The organism is Bacillus sp. AFS077874 (assembly GCF_002566505.1).
GTDB lineage: Bacteria > Bacillota > Bacilli > Bacillales > Bacillaceae_G > Gottfriedia.
The window spans coordinates 25,014-42,944 of record NZ_NUYF01000052.1 but is presented as its reverse complement, the minus strand read 5'-3'; the positions used below and the strand labels follow the sequence as shown (position 1 = coordinate 42,944).

Sequence of the window (17,931 nt, the reverse complement as noted above, 5' to 3'; positions counted from 1 at the left end):
AATAAAATCATTGAGTAAAAATAAATATGAAAGTAATTTACTAATTATTTTAATCTTCAAATATTACCATTTAGATTATGCTGGAAAATTTAGATTATTTTTTTAAAAAAATATCTCGAATTAAAGATAATTTATATAATAAGGATATTCTGGATTTTTCAGCTTCTTTTCATATAACTTTTCTATCTATAGGTGATATTAAATTAGATTGGGGGGATTTCAAATGAAAACTCAATATATTGGGATGACGATAGGGTTATATATTAATTACTTCCTTTTAGGTATGATTAATATCATCTTTTCATCTAATATGAGTTTTCTAACAGCACAATTAAATACAGATAATACTGGAATAAGTTTCTTAGTTTCAGGGATAGGGATTGGAAAATTAATCACTTTAAGTGTGTCAGGTAGGCTTTCAGATAAATACGGCAGAAAGCCACTTGTTATAACAGCTTCATTTCTATATCTACTATTTTTAATTGGAATACCTCTAGCACCTACGTATGAAATTGCGTTTATTATTGCCATTATTGCTGGGGTTAGTAACTCAATATTAGACTCAGGAGCTTATCCTGCACTGATTGAAGCATTTCCAAAAAATTCTGGAATATCTACTGTATTAATAAAAGCATCTATATCAATTGGCGCTATGATTTTTCCAATCTTAATTTCATTTATTATCAATCATAATATTTTTTACGGATATTCATTTTTTATACTTGCATTTATCTTTTTTATTAACGGAACTTTCTTATCTTCAGTTCGATTTCCTAAAAATACTAATAAAAATAATGAAGAGATCATCAACAAAGGATATCGAATCAAAACAAAACCAAATATTTGGTTGGAAGGCCTAGCTACCATTTTTATGGGATTTACAACCACAACCTTATTTATGGTCGTACAAGTTTGGCTACCAACATATGGTCTTAATATACTTGAAATGAGTAGAACTGAATCTATTCAGTTATTGAGTTATTTCAACATTGGATCACTAATTTCCGTTTTAATACTTGCAATAGTTATCAATCGGTTTGTAAGTCCAATATTAATATTAATTCTGTATCCATTTTTAACTTCTTTATCTTTACTGGTATTATTATTTAGCCAACAACCAATTTTGTTAATAATAAGTTCTTTTCTTATAGGTTTTTCAACTGCAGGTTTATTTCAATTGTGTATTACAGTAATAATCGAGTTCTTCCCTAAAAATAAAGCGACAATATCGGCTTATGTAAGCACTGCATCAAGTTCTGCATTCATAGTGATCCCTTATATTACAGGGTTATTAGTAAAAAATATCGGTGTAACTGCTGTATTTTGGTTAGATTTTATTATTGCAATAATCAGTATTATATTAGCAACTTATGTATATTATCGTCATAAAAAAGTTTTCAAAAAATTAGTGATTTCAACTGGTATAAGAAGGGCTTCATAACTATGTCTAAAGTTTATACTTAAATTAAATTGATTTTGTTAAAACTTTATTGTCTTATTATCTTTTTCTTCATTTTAAAATAGTCTTAATTTTACCGGTTTTTAATGGTTTAATACCGTTATCAATAAATGTAATATTTGTTAGAAGTGATGCAAAAGATAACGTTTGTCATTTGTAAGTTAGAGGTGGAAATATGAAGATAAAGTTTAAAAATCTATTAATGATTGCCGCTAGCAGTTACTTACTATTATCAGGTTGTAAAGAAGTTATTGTAAAAAATCATGATAGTAAGGACAATGAAAATCTTAAGTATACATCAGCAAATATATTAAAAAGTACTTTAAATTCAATATCAGATTCAATTCAAGATCAAGTCAATAAATTAACACTAAAAGAAAAAATAGGTCAAATGATTATTGCTGGGTTTGATGGAATATCAGCAAGTTATAATCAATTTGGATCATTATTCAATTTATAATCTAGAAAATGCTAAAAACAATATGAGTAATTAAAATGCTGAGCTATCCTAGAAAAATAACAATCAAAAACCTGTTCTCAAATTGAACCAGGTTTTTTTTCTTTGAATGCGTTAAGCTTTAATCACCCAACATTCAAATTAATTACTGTGATTTTAACTAATTAACCAGATTGGTTTGTAAAGTTTTTAATTACAAAAAAGGGCAACCATTATATGTATGAACTGTTAATAATTAACAATTTATCCTATTCTTCATTTAATAGAGAACTATTCTAAAAAAATTAAATTTGCTATTCATTACTGAAGATTAAAACATATAATTCACAATTGTAATTCTGATATAATTTCAGATTTCTTTCCAATCAATCATAACTAAAACGAATCATAATCATATCGATAATGTCATTTACCAGAAAAATATATCACCTTATAATAGCCTTAACATTAAGAATAGTATAATTTTTCCGTTTTTTTGATGGGTTTATTCAGCTATCCTGAAATGTAATTTGTGATAAAGGTGATACAAAGATGAAAAAACGAACTAAGTGGTATAAGGGAAGAACTGCGACTGGTATGGTTGCTTCAGCCCTAGTAATCTCTAATGCTAAATTTATTTTTGATGCTCCATTAAGTAAGGCACAAGGATTAAGTCCCGATGATGCGATGACACGTGTTGTGGTCGAAATGGAAGGAGCTCCTGCCATTCAATCCATGCCACATTCCGAAAATGTTGGAGATTTTTCCAGAACTACAATAAGAAAGTTAAAAGATCAAATTGAGACCTTAAAACAGTCACATGGAAATGTATTACAAGAAATAAAAGAAAAAAGGATTCCATTCAACAAGTCGGACGAATATGCGTTCGTATTTAATGGTGTTTCATTACAAGTACCAAAAAACAAAATTGATGAACTGCGTTCTCTTCCTGGAGTAAAAGCTGTATATCCGGATCAAGTATATCATGCAGACTTAGCCGACAGTGTCCCTTTGATTGGAGCTCCTGACGTTTGGTCTAAGCACGACCAAAACAATCAAGGAATTACTGGGAAGGGAGTGACAGTCGCTGTGATTGACACTGGTGTGGATTATAATCACCCTGACCTTGGAGAGGGATTCGGGCAAGGGCATAAAGTTGTCGGGGGATATGATTTTGTCAATCATGATAACGATCCGATGGACGACTACGGCCATGGAACCCATGTTGCCGGAATCATTGCTGCGCATGGAAAGGTGACCGGTGTGGCTCCTGATGCTTCCATCACAGCTTATAAAGTCCTAAATCAAGATGGAATAGGTTATACATCCGATATCATTGACGGAATAGAAGCTTCTATTTCGCCAGACAATCCATTCCCAGCAGATGTTATTAATATGAGTATTGGTGGTCCTGGCGATGGTAATGATCCTATCTCTCAAGCTGCTCACAATGCTGTTGATGCCGGTGTAGTTGTTGTCGCTTCAGCAGGGAATGCGGGACCTGACTATGGTACCATTGGTGCTCCAGCTATGGCTGAGGGGGTACTTGCTGTTGGAGCAAGTGCAAGCGGCATTAAAATACCAGCAGCGAAGATGGTTTCACCTCTTGAAGAGGACTTATCCGTTACTCGCCTTGGTTTTACAGCTAATCCTCCTGAAGCAGAAACCACTCGCGAGCTGGTAGATGTTGGAGAAGGAGGACTTGAAAACTATAATGGATTAGATGTAAAAGGAAAGATTGTTCTCATTCAATTGCCTCAAGGTGCTGATCCACAGCAATATTTCTATACAGCGGGGAGAATAGCTCAAGAAAAAGGGGCCGAGGCTGCGCTCTTTTTCCAGCCTATGCAACTTGGTCCTCAACTTGCTCATGTTTTTAAATTAGGAGAATCGATTCCATCTCAATATTCATCTAACTTAAGTGGAGAGATGCAAGAACAAGATCAATTCTTAGCAGATTCATCAGTTGATAGCCGATTGGAAACGCTGGTCGCAATGAATATTGATGAAACAAAAGCTGAGGAATTAAAGTCCTACTTGGCCAAGGGACCTGTCAAAATAACAATTTCAGGAAAAGACGCAACGGATAGAATGGCTTCCTTTAGTTCTCGTGGTAATTCCGACCTTCCAGCAAAGCCTGATTTAGTCGCTCCAGGTGTTGAAATCAATTCGACTTATATTAAGAAACAGAATGATGAGTCTGGTTACACAAGAATGAGTGGGACAAGTATGGCAGCCCCACATGTGGCAGGTGCAGCTGCGCTTCTAAAACAACTCAAGCCGAATTGGAATGCCAGAGAGATTTCCAGTGCTTTAAAAGAAACCGCGAAACCGTTGGCATCATATGATGTGCTTACACAAGGGGCAGGAAGATTGGATGTTAAGGCTGCGGCAGAAACGAATGTCATCGCCTCACCTAATACATTAAATTTAGGAATTGCTGATATAAAAGATTCGAAGATTCATAAAAGCTCTTCGTTAACTTTGAACAATCACGGTGAAAAACCGGTTGATATGGATTTGACGGTTAAAGACGATACAAAATCCGAGGCAACGGTAACTGTGAATCCATCTCATATTCATATAGAACCAGGTCAACAGGTCAATGTTGAAGTGAGCATCAATATGAATAGACCGGATCAGGATACGGTTATTTCGGGATGGATAGAAGGAAATATAAAATCAGCAACAGAATCTCAGTATTTGCGCGTACCATACCAATTTACTGTAAGGCATCTTCAAATTACTGCCACACCAGATCCAGTAGCATCCTCAGTGAATGAAACGGAAGCCTTTATATACAGTCCAGTTGATTTGTCACAAGCTCCAAAAGTGACTATACGAACTCCAAGCGGAACTACAAATCAGGTGACTTCTGTATTATCAGAGCAAGCTCATTGGTGGCGTGTGCCAGTTCAGACAAGCGAAGTGGGAATCTATCGTATTGATGCAATTTCGACCGTCAAAAATTCCTCGACTGAAGAATCAAGCATAATAGGTTCTGGTTATCTGGAAAAATTACCAGCTGATAAGGTACACGCTTCATCCTGGGACTCAGTTGGACCTTACTCTAATGCTGGCTTGATGAATTTTGATTCAAAAAATCCTAATAGCATGACAGTGTTATCCAGAGAGAATCCTTCTCTTTTCCGTATGGAGGATGGGACAAAAACTTGGCATGAGTATCGAAATTTTCCTGTCCAGGGAGGATTGCCAAAGACAATGGTAGTTGATCCCACAAATGAACAAAATATATATGTGCCAATTAATTCATCAGGTAGAATCGTGGATACAACTTATAATGGTAAAATATTAGCCAGCAAAGACGGCGGAAAAACATGGAGAACTCTACCTTTTCCAGATATAGATATTTCTGACTTAGTAATTGATAAAAGTGGACAGAAACTAGTTGCAATTTCGAAAAATGAAGTATATGTCAGCTTGGATAGAGGAATGAACTGGGAGAAATTATCTGGATGGTGGCCATATCTAAATGACGCAGAGCTTGTGAATAATGACCTGTACCTTTCAGCAGGCGACGTTTACGTTCTAAAAGACGTATTCTCTGGTAAGGCTACATCCGAGAAATTGTTTCAACCGCTTTATCAAAATACAAAAGATATACTAGGTAATCAAAATATTCTAATTGCTAGTACAAGGGGTAGCGGTTTGTACGCTTCCTTTAACAAAGGTAAAGATTGGAAAGAACTTACGCACGACCAAGTACCATTTAGTAATGTATCTGCCGTGAAAATTTTGGATGGTGGTATTTATGTAGGAACTGGGTATGATGGAATATGGGTAAGCCGTGATTACGGAAAAACATGGGAATCTTGGAAAAAACCGCTTCCAGGTTATAACTCCTATGAAATCGATTTTGCATTAGGGAAAAAATCTTCTCCTTTTGGAAATCGCCCAGTCTATGTTTCTTCTGAACAAGCAGGAATCTATGAAACACAGAATAAAGGAGAAACATATAATCGAGTCGGTATTCCTGGAGCAACGGTTTATGACTTGGCTGTTTCTAAGAATTCCAAAGGATACCAGTTACTTGCCGGAACGGATTCCAACACGTACCGGACAGCATTACCAGTCCTAAAAAAAGTTGATTCCACAACACCCGAATGGGGAGCGGCGGAAGGTGAAGGAAGATATGGAGAACAAGTGTTTCAAATTGCTACTTCTCCAACAGAACCAAATGTCGTTTATAAAATTCGCTTTAATGGGTCAGGGTCAATGAATGTTTACCGAAGCAAGGACGGAGGACAAAACTGGGATTTAAAATTTGAAGCTAATGCATTCCCTCTTGACATGCTGGTTCACCCAGCCAACCCGAATGAAATCGTGATCCCATATACTATCCCTGGGTCTAGTACGGCTGGTCTGTGGATTAGCCAGGATGGTGGGGAAAATTGGAAAGATATAAAGCAAGAACACAAGTTTACAGCTATTGCCGGTGATCCAAAAGATCCTAACCGAATTTGGGCAGGCGGAAATGACGGTCTATTTTTGTCCAAAGACATGGGCAAATCATTCCAAAAAATTCAAAACGTTCCTGTAAGCAGTATAGCGATCGATTCACATAATCCGGACCATTTAGTGGTTGGAGGAAACCATTTGTATGTCAGCACGGACGGAGGGAAAACCCTAGAAAAAGCAAAGTATGCTGAGTCTGAGCTCGACATGTTTGTAAATGATATCATTGTTTCCCCTAGTAATCCAAATGTTATCTATGCTGCTACTGGTTCCTTTAAACAAATGGGACTTTTTAAAGGAGGTCGTGGTGTGTTAATGAGTTTGGATGGGGGAGTAACATGGACTAATATATCCGAAGGCCTCGATAACAAAAATACGACTGCACTTGTATTATCGCCTGACGAAGAATACTTGTTTGTCGGCACGCAAGAAGGCAGTGTTAAACGAATAAAATTGCCTAAAAAACAACGTTAAAATAATAACTTTAAAAGAAATCTACTCTTAACTTTGCCCCATTCCGTTTATGGAATGGGGCATTTTTTATGAGAACTGTTAAGAATGAATTAAAGCAATTTCATTATCCTTTTCATAAAGACTTGTCAAATTCACATATGCAACCAACAAGTCAATAAAATTTCTAGCAGCAGATCCAATATACTTCTCTTTATGATGTACAATGGCAATTTCCTTAGTAATTACAGGATTCACTATTTTAATTACTTTAAGGGTTTCAGAATTCTGCGAAGTGAGAAGAGTATTGGGAAGTATGGTAGCTCCAATACCTGCTTTTACTATACTCAAAATGGAATTAACATCAGTTAATTCTATGATAGGCTTGAAGACAAATCCCATAGATGTAGCGGCATCATCAATTAATTTTCGGCAATTGTGGTTTTTGGGACTTAGGACAAGTTGTATGTCCTTAATCTCTTCAAAATCAACTTTTTCTCTTTCAGCTAAATGATGTTCAAAAGGAACAACTAAATAAAATTCTTCATTATATAAAGGGATATTTGTTAACTGTTCATTCTCTAAAGGCATGTGTGTCAATGCTATGTCGATTTCATTTTGAATAACTCTATCCTCAATATTATCAGACATAATGATCTTCATTTGTAAATAGGGATACATTCGGTGAAGCTCTAGGAAAATTACAGACGCAAGCTGACTTAACTCTTCCGACATTGCACCAATGATCAGATTACCCCTTTTTACTTTTTGAAGCTCTCCAATTTGTTCATAGATATATTTTATATTAGTGAATATTTTTTCGGATTCTTCTTGTAGAATTTTACCAGCTTCTGTAATGGCGATTTTTTTACCTAAGCGATCAAATAAACGTACTCCTAATTTATCTTCAAGAGCTATAATTTGACGGCTTAAAGCAGGTTGTGATATTCCTAATTTTTCTGCTGCCCTTGTAAAATGTAATTCCTCGCAAATGGCTATAAAGAATTCTAATTCTCTTAATTCCATAATTTCACTTCTCTCTATTCTAGATGATATTATTTAATGCACTAATTTATTTTTAATTAAAGTAGATGTTATCAAAACATCCCAAAATAGCTTATTACTTTTAATTAAGAGAAAAACCGAATAAAAAACCGCTCATTCCCATAATAAACTATTGAAGACAGAAATAACAACTCAGGGTTTCTATTAGGGAACATGGTAATTTTTCTCAACTCTCTTATATTGCATTCATTGAGATACTATAGAATTTTCTTGTGAATATCGCATATTTCTTTTATGTAATTACCATAAACATAGGTATTTGGCTGAATCCCAAAATATAAAAGCTTATTGACAAAAAAAATAATAAGTATTAATATTATCTTGTATTCAAGATATTTTAATTTGAAATAATTTTTAGGGGGTGAAATTAATGGAGAAGAAATGCAAAAATCTACCTTTTCTACTATTAATGCAAACATCTAAAGCAATTCATGACCGAATAAAGGACGAAATGGCAAAATACAATTTAAGCATAACTGAGTTTTCTGTTTTAGAAGTACTATATCAAAAAGAGAAACAAACAATACAACAAATTGGAAATTCAATATTGGTCTCAAGTGGTTCGATGACATATGTTATAGATAAGCTAGAACAAAGAGATTTATTATGCAGAATTCCATGTCCAGATGATCGCCGAGTAATACATGTGATATTAACTGATGAAGGTAATGAATTGATGAAGGAAATTATGCCGAAATACAATGATTTCATTAGTAATATGTTTGATTCATTAGATTTTGATGAGACTGATACTTTTGCTAAGCTTTTGAATAAAGTAAGAAATAAAGTTTATTCTTAAAATTTTTTTTACTATTTTATCTCGATTTAAAGATATATATATATTTTAGGAGGAGTTAATATGATAAATATAGGTTTATTATTGATTCGATTGGTAGTTGGTATATTGTTCATCGGGCACGGTGCTCAAAAATTATTTGGTTGGTTCGGTGGATACGGATTGAAAGGTACTGGTGGATGGTTTGATTCTATTGGCATGAAACCAGGAGTAACAATCGCGCTAATCGCGGGGCTAGCAGAATTTATTGGCGGAATATTGTTTGCTTTTGGATTATTAACCCCTGTAGCAGGAATTTTGATTGCTGGGACTATGGCAATGGCAATTATTAAAGTTCATGCGCCAAACGGAATATGGGCGACATCAAATGGATATGAATATAACTTAACGTTGCTAGCAGTGGCTATTAGTGTAGTTTTAACCGGTCCTGGTAAATATGCTTTAGATACATTTTTATTCTAAAATATCTTGAATTAATAATTCTTAAACTAAAAATAATATTATTATTTTTTTTATTAATTGACTATGCTTACTAAGTTTCTTAATACAGCTAATCTTTAATTTAAAAGGAGAGTTGACAAATGAGTAAGAAGACAATGGGTATTCACCATATCACAGCTATTGTAGGGGATCCACAGGAAAATGTAGATTTTTATGCAGGAATATTAGGGTTACGTATGGTTAAGCAAACTGTGAATTTTGATGATCCAGGTACTTACCACCTTTATTTTGGTAATGTAGGTGGAAAACCAGGAACAATTATTACGTTTTTCCCTTGGGCAAGAGCTCATCAAGGAACCATTGGGGACGGCCAAGTAGGAGTTACTTCATATGTTGTTCCAAAAGGCGCTATGGAATTTTGGAAAAAAAGACTAAAAAAATTCAATATTCCTTTTACAATCATGAACCGCTTTGGAGAACAATATTTGCTATTCGATGATCCACATGGTCTTCACTTGGAAATTGTTGAAAGAGAAGAAGGAGATATCAATACTTGGACATTCGGTGAAGTAACACCTGAAGTTGCTATAAAAGGTTTTGGTGGAGCAACTTTATATTCAACCCAGCCTAACAAAACAGCTGAATTGTTAGAAAAAATAATGGGTCTTGAATTAGTTGGTAGAGAAGGTGACTTTGCTCGATATCGTTCTACTGCGGATATTGGAAATATTATCGACGTTAAAATAACTCGTAGTGGACGTGGGCAAATGGGTGTTGGAACAGTACACCACATTGCATGGCGAGCTAGTGATGACAAGGATCAATTGGATTGGAAAAAGTTCGTTTCATCTAATGGATATGGTGTCACTCCTATTCAAGACAGAAATTATTTTAATGCCATTTACTTTAGAGAACATGGTGAAATTCTATTCGAAATTGCGACAGATCCTCCAGGGTTTGCTCATGATGAATCTCAAGAAACAATGGGTGAAAAATTAATGTTGCCATCACAGTATGAACCTCATAGAGCAAAAATTGAGCAAATTTTGCTACCGATACAAGTAAGAGAACTTGACTGATTACATGGAACTGGATTGATTATTTTGCTTTCAAAGATCCAGATACATTGCCTTTAAAAGAGGCAATCATAAATTTCTGGAAATAACTACGTATCAATTGGTGATAAATCGAAAAACCTAAAGGAGGCAAATAAACGATGAAACATATATTCAATAAAGGTCAAGATCCAACAAAACCAACATTTTTATTACTTCATGGTACTGGCGGTAATGAATTAGACTTATTACCTCTTGCTGGAATAATTGACGATGAAGCTTCTGTATTAAGCGTTCGTGGAAATATATTGGAAAATGGAATGCCAAGATTTTTCAAAAGATTAGCTGAAGGGGTTTTTGATGAAGAAGACCTTATTTTCCGAACAAAAGAATTAAATGAATTTCTTGATGATGCAGCAGAAAAGTATGGTTTCGACCGAAATAATATTATTGCATTAGGATACTCAAATGGAGCCAATATAGCTGCAAGTTTATTATTTCACTATCAAAATGCATTAAAAGGTGCTATTCTTCATCATCCTATGGTACCGAGAAAAGGAATTGAACTTCCAGACTTATCAGGTAAAACAGTATTTATTGCTGCTGGTACGAATGATCCAATTTGTTCTCCCATGGAATCGGCCGAATTAAAATCTTTATTAGAAAAGGCTAATGCGGATGTAGAACTTCATTGGGAGAATAAAGGTCATCAATTAACCATGCAAGAAGTCGAGTTCGCGGCAAACTGGTATCAGAAGATAATTTCAAATAAATGAATGTAGAGAATAAAAAATAGACATAATAGGTGGTGTATAAAATGGGTTTCTTATCCAAATTATTTGGAGATTCATCTGATAAGGAGAATGATACAATGACAAATGTAAAGTTGGCAGTAATTTATTACAGTATGGGTGGAACTAATTATCAGCTTTCAAAATGGGCTGAAGAAGGAGCGAAAGAAGTTGGGGCTGAAGTAAGAGTATTAAAAGTCCCAGAGCTTGCTCCACAATCAGTAATAGAAGGCAATCCAGCGTGGAAAGCTCATGTTGAGGCTACTAAAGATGTACAAGAAGTAAAGTTAGATGACTTAGAATGGGCTGATGCAATTATTTTTAGTGTTCCTACACGCTTTGGTAATATGCCAGCACAAATGAAACAGTTTTTAGATACAACCGGTGGTCTATGGTTCAATGGAAAACTTGTTAATAAAGTTGTTAGTGCCATGACTTCAGCTCAAAACCCACACGGAGGTCAAGAAGCAACAATATTATCTCTTTATACATCAATGTATCATTGGGGTGCAATTGTCGCTGCTCCAGGATATACAGATCCTGTCACATTTGGAGCAGGTGGTAATCCTTATGGAACAAGTGTTACTGTCGGTCAAGATGGAAAAATGATTGAGGATGTAGAAGCTGCTGTTAAACATCAGGCAAAACGTACAGTTACGGTAGCTGAATGGGTGAAAAAAGCAAATCAATAATATAAAAGGAAGAGCGGATCTTATGGTCCCTCTTCTTTAATTATTTTATAATACAATTGATAACCAAAAAGCAAGAAAAGAAGTCATAAAAAAGGTGATAAAAATGCATATTTTAGTTGTTGGCTTAAACTATAAAACTGCTCCTGTTGAAATTAGGGAAAAACTTACGTTTAATCCTTCTGAATACGCAATTGCTATGAAATCATTACAAAAAAAATCAAGTATCATTGAAAATGTCATTTTATCAACATGTAACCGCACTGAAATATACGCGGTAGTTAATGAATCTAATAAAGGGAAAAATGAACTAACTGAATTTATAGCAGAATGGTTTAACATTGAAAAAAACGAACTCTTTTCTTATTTGTTCTTTTATGAACAAGATTTAGCCATTGAACATCTATTTAAAGTAACATGCGGTTTAGACTCATTAATCTTAGGTGAAACCCAGATTTTAGGACAAGTTCGTACAAGTTTTTTGTTAGCTCAAAGAGAAAATACAACAAGTACAGTATTTAATCATTCATTTAAAAAAGCAGTTACACTTGGAAAAAGAGCCCATACAGAAACAGAAATCGGTTCTAAAGCAGTATCGGTTAGTTATGCCGCGATTGAATTAGCAAAGAAGATTTTTAAGACTCTTAATAATACTTCGATATTAATTCTTGGAGCGGGACAAATGGCAGAGTTAGCATGTAAAAATCTACAAGGAAATGGTGCAAACAGAGTTACAGTTATTAATCGTTCATATGAAAATGCTAGATTACTAGCAAATCGTTATTCTATTGAAGTTAAGCCGATACATGAACTGCTGAGTACAATGATGGAATCTGACTTAATAATTAGCACAACTTCTGCAGAGGAATACTTGATTACACGAGAGATGGTTATGAAGGTTAGCAAGTTTCGAAAAGTGAAGCCTTCTTATTTTATTGACATCTCAGTACCGCGAAATATCGACCCTAATATATGTGAATTTGCAAACACTTTTTTATATAACATTGATGATCTTCAAGATATTGTTAATTCAAATATTATAGACCGAAAAAAAGCTTCCAAAAAAATTATGAACATGATAGAGGAAGAAATCAGTGAATATAAAAACTGGGTCAATTTAATAGAAATTGTTCCTATTATTTCAGCACTAAACAAAAAAGCATCGTCGATTCAACTGGAAACTCAAGAAAGCATTAAAAATAAACTTCCAAATTTATCGGAGCATGACTTGAAAGTAATAAATAAACATTTGAGTAGTATAATAAATCAATTCTTAAAAGATCCTATTAGGGTTTTGAAAGATTTGGCTAATTCTAAGGACTCTAATATGGATATCGATTTATTCAAAAAACTTTTTAATATTGAAAATGTGGGTACAGAAAATCAGAAATCACTATTAGAATTTTAAATAATAGAATTATAGCTTACAAGATACAAGATTGAATAAATAAGGAAGACAATGTACAAACGTATATAAAAAAACAGATACTTTGATTATTTTTTTGTAAAAACATGTTTAATTTATATGTATTAGTAATAATTACACGGACAAAATAATCATTAGGAAATTTTTGCATAAAAATATATTGTTTTTTTTAAAGGAGAAAAACGATGTCAAATGTAAATCTTGCAATTATCTGTTATAGTTCGACAGGAACAAATTATCAGTTATCACAATGGGCTTCTGACTGGGCAAAAGAAGCAGGTGCAGAGGTGAAGATCTTAAAAGTTCAAGAATTAGCTCCTCAATCAGTAATTGATTCAAATCCTGCTTGGAAGCACTTTACTGAAGAAGTCGCTGTATGTGTTCCAACTGTTTCCCTAAACGATTTAGAATGGGCAGACGCAATAATTTTCAGTGTCCCAACTAGATTCGGAAATATGCCATCTCAAATGAAGCAGTTCTTAGATACAACAGGCGGATTATGGTTTAACGGAAAACTAATGAATAAAGTTGTAAGTGCAATGACTTCTGCTCAAAACCCTCACGGTGGTCAAGAGGCAACCATATTATCGTTATATACAACAATACATCATTGGGGAGCTCTTGTTGTGACCCCTGGCTATACTGATCAAGTTATCTTTGGAGCAGGTGGAAACCCATATGGAACAAGTGTTACTGTTGACCAGACTGGTAAAATGGTTGAAGACTTTTCTGCTGTTCAAGCAGCTGTAAAACATCAAGCAAAACGCACCGTTACTGTGGCAGAATGGGTTAAAAATGCAAATCGATAAATATAAAAGAGCTATTCGACAAGTGTTCGATTAGCTCTTTTATTTTCCTGACAAATAATAATAAGGAATTTTTTCACGGAAATGTAAGTAAATAAATTTTTTAGTCATGCTACAAGCTTTTAGAAAAGATCTTTTTTACTGATAACTATTCGATAACTAAAACTTTCAACTTAACATCAACATTGCCCTTTAATGCTTTCGAATAAGGACAAAAACCATGCGCTTCTTTCACAAGCTTTACTGCAACATCTTGAGGAACACCTTTAATTTGTGCATTTAACGTAACTGCTAGAGAAAAAGGACTTTCTGTATCATCTTTTAATAAACTAACTTCCGCTGTAATTGATGATTCAATTTTTTGCTTATTTTTCTTAGCGATAAAGTTTAATGCACCATCAAAACATGCCGAATATCCAGCTGCAAATAGTTGTTCAGGATTAGATCCAACTTTGTTAGAATTTGTATTGGGCGTTGTTAATTGTAAATCTATTAAACCATCATCTGATTTTACACTTCCTTCACGACCACCAGAAGTAGTAGCTTTCGACGTAAATAATACGACCATTCATAATCACCTCATCTAATAATTATATGTACCTTTTTCATAACGTTAGTATTGATAAAACATACTCCAACTATTCTCAAAAAAAACAATCTAATTAACTCCATAATAATCAGTAATGGCACGGCAGATTTCAGAAGTGACAACTGTTTTAACAACAACACCATTTTTAGGATGTAATGATTACTCCTGAAAAAGCGTTCAAATATCGAACGGAAAGAGATAATATAGGTGTCGGACGAAGCTCATTAAATAAGTATGTTTTAATTCCATATTTTCCAACTGTTTTTGCTACTTATAAAGCAAACTCTGGTGATTTTTGGCGTGAATCATAAGCTATAACAAGACCTCGTTGTTTTGCCTCATCACCTCGTTCAATAATTTAACGTGCAAGACCTTAAGCTGCTCGACGAATCGTAAAAGTATTTAAACGATTAATTCCAGGACCAAGCTCTCCACGAATTCCACAAGTACCAAATTATAGGTGTTAATAAAGAATCCCATTTTTCTGCTTCACTTAACCAAGTCATTTAATCTCATCCCTTTATTCGTTAATAGATTCAACAATATTTTAATTTCTATCCCTTATTTCTATTTTTAAAGTTAAATATGCGAAATTCACAGTATTAATGGATTCCTATGCTTAAAAAGGCGCACTCTTGACAGAGCATCTCTGATTTAATACAATAATTCTAGAAATACTGAAATAAGAAATGATGAAAGGAGGTTTTTAACGGTGAATGATGATATTGCAGTAAAAGTCTATAAGGCACTAGGTGAATCGACTCGTTTACAAATCGTAAAATTACTTGCAGGGCAATCAGAGTTAGCTTGCCTGGAAATGGCAAATCAATTAAAAGGCCTTGCCAATTCAACATTGACGCATCATTTAAAACCATTACTCGATTGCGGATTATTAGTAGTTCGCAGAGAGGGAACCTTCAGATATTACAGTTTACAACGAGAAGTCCTTGCACAATACGCTCCCGCTTTACTTTAATGTTAAAGCGGTAAAATTTTAGTTTTAATTTCAGTATTTCTAGAAATACCGAATAATTGAAATGAACGGAGGAAAATATATGGGTCAAATTAGCAAAGAAACAAATAATTGGGGAATTTTAAAAAAAGGTTTAGAAAGTAAATTGTTTGAACCGATAAAAATCGGAGCTTGGAATTTACGCTCACGTATCGCAATGGCACCGTTAACAAGATCTTTTGCAGATGATCAAACAGGAGTAGTAGGAGAGGATATTGTTGAATATTACCGAAAACGTGCTGCCGATGGAGTTGGTTTAATCATTTCAGAAGGAACGGTCATAAGTTCACGTGGAAAAGGCATTCCTGGAATTCCAGGCATATATTCGGACGAACAAATTATGGGATGGAAAAAAGTGACTGATGCCGTGCATAAAGAAGGAGGAACAATGATCGCTCAAATATGGCATGTTGGTCGTTTATCACATCACGAGCTTGCAGGATATCTGCCACCTCAAGCACCATCAGCTATTCCAGCTGAAGGCCTTGTCTCTCGTTTCCGTAAGCCATATGATGTTCCTGAAGAAATGACAATTGAAGATATTAATGAAGTAATCAATCAATATGCGCAAGCTGCGAAAAATGCAATAGCAGCAGGTTTTGACGGTGTGGAAATTCATGGTGCCCACGGTTACTTGATTGACCAATTTAATTCAGATATAACAAATCACCGAACAGACAAATATGGTGGCGACCTTGCTCAAAGATTATCGTTCATGAAGGAAGTAATTAAAGCAGTTATCGCGGCAATCGGAACAGAACGAACAATGATCCGATTCTCTGCTTTTAAAGCAGATATACCAAACTACATGTGGGAAGATCCAGAAATGGCTATTCGTACATTTGTTGAGGCATTTAAGGAAGCGGGTGCAACAATGATTCACCCATCAATTATGCAATTTGATCGAGTGCTTGCAGATGGAAAAACGATGCATCAATTAGTCAGAAAATACTGGGATGGTGTCATTATTGGAGTAGGTACATTAAATCCAGAAATGGCGAATCAGGCGATTGAAGAAGGAACAATTGATGTTGCTGCTTTCGGACGTCCATTCATTTCTAATCCTGATTTTATTCATCGTTTAAAAAATGGTGAAGAATTGGAAGAATACGATGCTAAGAAGCATCTTAATACACTAATTTAAAGGACTAGAATAGAAAGAAATAGAAATGGATTTAGTAAAAGATATAAGCATCAACATCGACAAAAAGGTGGAATAAGAATTCCCCCTCCTGATGTATATTTCAGAAGGGGAATAGGGATAATATGTAAAATCTTAAGCAAACGAAACCGTGCACACGGAAATAAAAACCGCCTAAGGAGCTATTAACATGAACACAAACAATCAATTTACCGTAAATCGCAAAACGCCTTCTTATTGGCGTATTACATATATAATTTAGCAACGATATCACCTGAATCCTCAGATGTGTTGTTAGGTCTGAACCAATCGATGATGCAACTAGGTTTTGCGGTTGGTGCAGGTTTAGGTGGAGTAATCGTAGGGCAAATATCATTATCTTCAATTACATGGTTCAGTGCGTTAAGTGTTGTGTTTGCAAGTATTACAACATTTGGATTATCACGTTTCTTAAACAATAAAAAGGTAGTCAACCAAGGTTTTGAGGCACAAAAGGAAGCAGCTTGATCAAATTGTGGGAGTATTTAAATCATTTAAATCATTATCTTTGCATTTTATTTATACAATTTGACTAGTCAAACTACGAGGTTTTAGAAGAAGTAAGTTATCAAAACTCCGTAAATTGGCGAGTGGCAATTATGGCTGTTAATTAAAGGAATTCGGGAAAACTGTAATGAAATTTAATATGATTGGAGATTTTCAATCATGATGGGAAGGTGTTTAGCCCAGATGCCACAATTAAAGAATTTGAAACAAAAACAACCGATTAATTAGAGTGAGTTTCAATAAAACTTCAACATGTTGACAATCAATATTCAAAAGATTCCTGTATAACTAACTGGGATCATTTGCTTTTGAAGTGGTTTAGTGTATGTACTTTTACTATAACTCATAAATACCTCATATGTTGCAGAACTAGTATTAAAGACTAAATAATATAAATAAAGCGTGGGAAGCAGTTCGAGATCAGCTTGTTATAAGCAGGGTAAATGGTGGAATCCCATATATAATTGTTCAAGATGGGGACTATTTAAAAAATGGCGAGCTTTATTTAATGCATTCATATGAAAAGACTGAGCCAGATATGAAATATGTTGAATAAGTAATTCCGTATATTCATCAGTTATCGGGTAAAGGCTTTAATTTGTAGATGGATATTGAAGGGAAGTCAGTGCTGATAAGTTAGTGTTAAGTTATGATGGGAAGAATAGTCATCTGAAGTATATTTAAAACCACCTGAGAAAGGTGGTTTTTTTATTAGATCTAAATTGAAGCTGTTAGAATTCAAATCAAATTTTA

The 17,931-nt window shown here is 34.4% G+C and carries 15 protein-coding genes and 2 pseudogenes; 14 read left to right on the top strand and 3 right to left on the bottom strand.

The window, feature by feature from the left end:
• Positions 1–223: 223 nt before the first annotated feature.
• The 3 genes from COJ46_RS21535 (at position 224) to COJ46_RS21525 (ending at position 6,845) form a co-directional block, all read left to right on the top strand.
• On the top strand, positions 224–1,441 hold the full coding sequence (locus tag COJ46_RS21535; RefSeq protein ID WP_097977168.1) for an MFS transporter: 1,218 nt from the start codon (positions 224–226) through the stop codon (positions 1,439–1,441).
• Between the two features lie 193 nt (positions 1,442–1,634).
• Positions 1,635–1,919, top strand: a complete 285-nt coding sequence (locus COJ46_RS21530) for a hypothetical protein (protein ID WP_097977170.1) — start codon at positions 1,635–1,637, stop codon at positions 1,917–1,919.
• Positions 1,920–2,447: 528 nt separating this feature from the next.
• Positions 2,448–6,845, top strand: a complete 4,398-nt coding sequence (locus COJ46_RS21525; protein ID WP_097977172.1) for a S8 family serine peptidase — start codon at positions 2,448–2,450, stop codon at positions 6,843–6,845.
• A 78-nt stretch (positions 6,846–6,923) separates the two neighbouring features.
• On the opposite strand, the gene COJ46_RS21520 is transcribed toward COJ46_RS21525, so the two are convergent.
• A complete protein-coding gene (locus COJ46_RS21520) occupies positions 6,924–7,847 on the bottom strand; it encodes a LysR family transcriptional regulator (RefSeq protein ID WP_097977174.1) in 924 nt (307 codons plus the stop codon).
• Between the two features lie 409 nt (positions 7,848–8,256).
• Between COJ46_RS21520 and COJ46_RS21515 the strand changes: the two genes are divergently transcribed.
• From COJ46_RS21515 to wrbA (COJ46_RS21485), 7 genes are all read left to right on the top strand, one after another.
• Entirely contained in the window at positions 8,257–8,685 is a 429-nt protein-coding gene (locus COJ46_RS21515; protein ID WP_097977176.1) for a MarR family winged helix-turn-helix transcriptional regulator, read from the top strand.
• 60 nt (positions 8,686–8,745) lie between these two features.
• Entirely contained in the window at positions 8,746–9,144 is a 399-nt protein-coding gene (locus tag COJ46_RS21510) for a DoxX family protein (protein WP_097977178.1), read from the top strand.
• A gap of 119 nt (positions 9,145–9,263) precedes the next feature.
• The gene (locus COJ46_RS21505) at positions 9,264–10,202 is read left to right on the top strand and encodes a ring-cleaving dioxygenase (RefSeq protein ID WP_097977180.1); all 939 of its coding nucleotides are present in this window, start codon (positions 9,264–9,266) and stop codon (positions 10,200–10,202) included.
• Between the two features lie 137 nt (positions 10,203–10,339).
• Entirely contained in the window at positions 10,340–10,954 is a 615-nt protein-coding gene (locus COJ46_RS21500) for an alpha/beta hydrolase (RefSeq protein ID WP_097977182.1), read from the top strand.
• Between the two features lie 41 nt (positions 10,955–10,995).
• Positions 10,996–11,661, top strand: coding sequence for an NAD(P)H:quinone oxidoreductase (gene wrbA / locus COJ46_RS21495; RefSeq protein WP_097977183.1), 666 nt, complete (start codon positions 10,996–10,998; stop codon positions 11,659–11,661).
• A gap of 103 nt (positions 11,662–11,764) precedes the next feature.
• Complete coding sequence (gene hemA, locus COJ46_RS21490) at positions 11,765–13,066, top strand: glutamyl-tRNA reductase (protein ID WP_097977185.1); 1,302 nt, start codon at positions 11,765–11,767, stop codon at positions 13,064–13,066.
• 203 nt (positions 13,067–13,269) lie between these two features.
• Positions 13,270–13,893, top strand: coding sequence for an NAD(P)H:quinone oxidoreductase (gene wrbA / locus COJ46_RS21485; protein ID WP_097977187.1), 624 nt, complete (start codon positions 13,270–13,272; stop codon positions 13,891–13,893).
• Between the two features lie 145 nt (positions 13,894–14,038).
• Here the strand turns inward: wrbA (COJ46_RS21485) and COJ46_RS21480 are convergent, their stop codons facing one another.
• Both COJ46_RS21480 and COJ46_RS21475 read right to left on the bottom strand, forming a co-directional pair.
• Entirely contained in the window at positions 14,039–14,458 is a 420-nt protein-coding gene (locus COJ46_RS21480) for an organic hydroperoxide resistance protein (RefSeq protein ID WP_097977188.1), read from the bottom strand.
• A 169-nt stretch (positions 14,459–14,627) separates the two neighbouring features.
• Positions 14,628–14,933, bottom strand: a pseudogene (locus COJ46_RS21475) (phospho-sugar mutase); the annotation flags it as partial.
• Positions 14,934–15,191: 258 nt separating this feature from the next.
• Between COJ46_RS21475 and COJ46_RS21470 the strand changes: the two are divergent.
• The 4 genes and pseudogenes from COJ46_RS21470 to COJ46_RS25120 all read left to right on the top strand — a co-directional run.
• On the top strand, positions 15,192–15,455 hold the full coding sequence (locus COJ46_RS21470) for an ArsR/SmtB family transcription factor (protein ID WP_097977190.1): 264 nt from the start codon (positions 15,192–15,194) through the stop codon (positions 15,453–15,455).
• Between the two features lie 79 nt (positions 15,456–15,534).
• A complete protein-coding gene (locus COJ46_RS21465) occupies positions 15,535–16,635 on the top strand; it encodes an alkene reductase (RefSeq protein ID WP_097977192.1) in 1,101 nt (366 codons plus the stop codon).
• Between the two features lie 234 nt (positions 16,636–16,869).
• The gene (locus COJ46_RS25125; RefSeq protein ID WP_483294976.1) at positions 16,870–17,139 is read left to right on the top strand and encodes a hypothetical protein; all 270 of its coding nucleotides are present in this window, start codon (positions 16,870–16,872) and stop codon (positions 17,137–17,139) included.
• A 430-nt stretch (positions 17,140–17,569) separates the two neighbouring features.
• Positions 17,570–17,862 (top strand): annotated as a pseudogene (locus tag COJ46_RS25120) (stage V sporulation protein R); the annotation flags it as partial.
• Positions 17,863–17,931 lie beyond the last annotated feature (69 nt).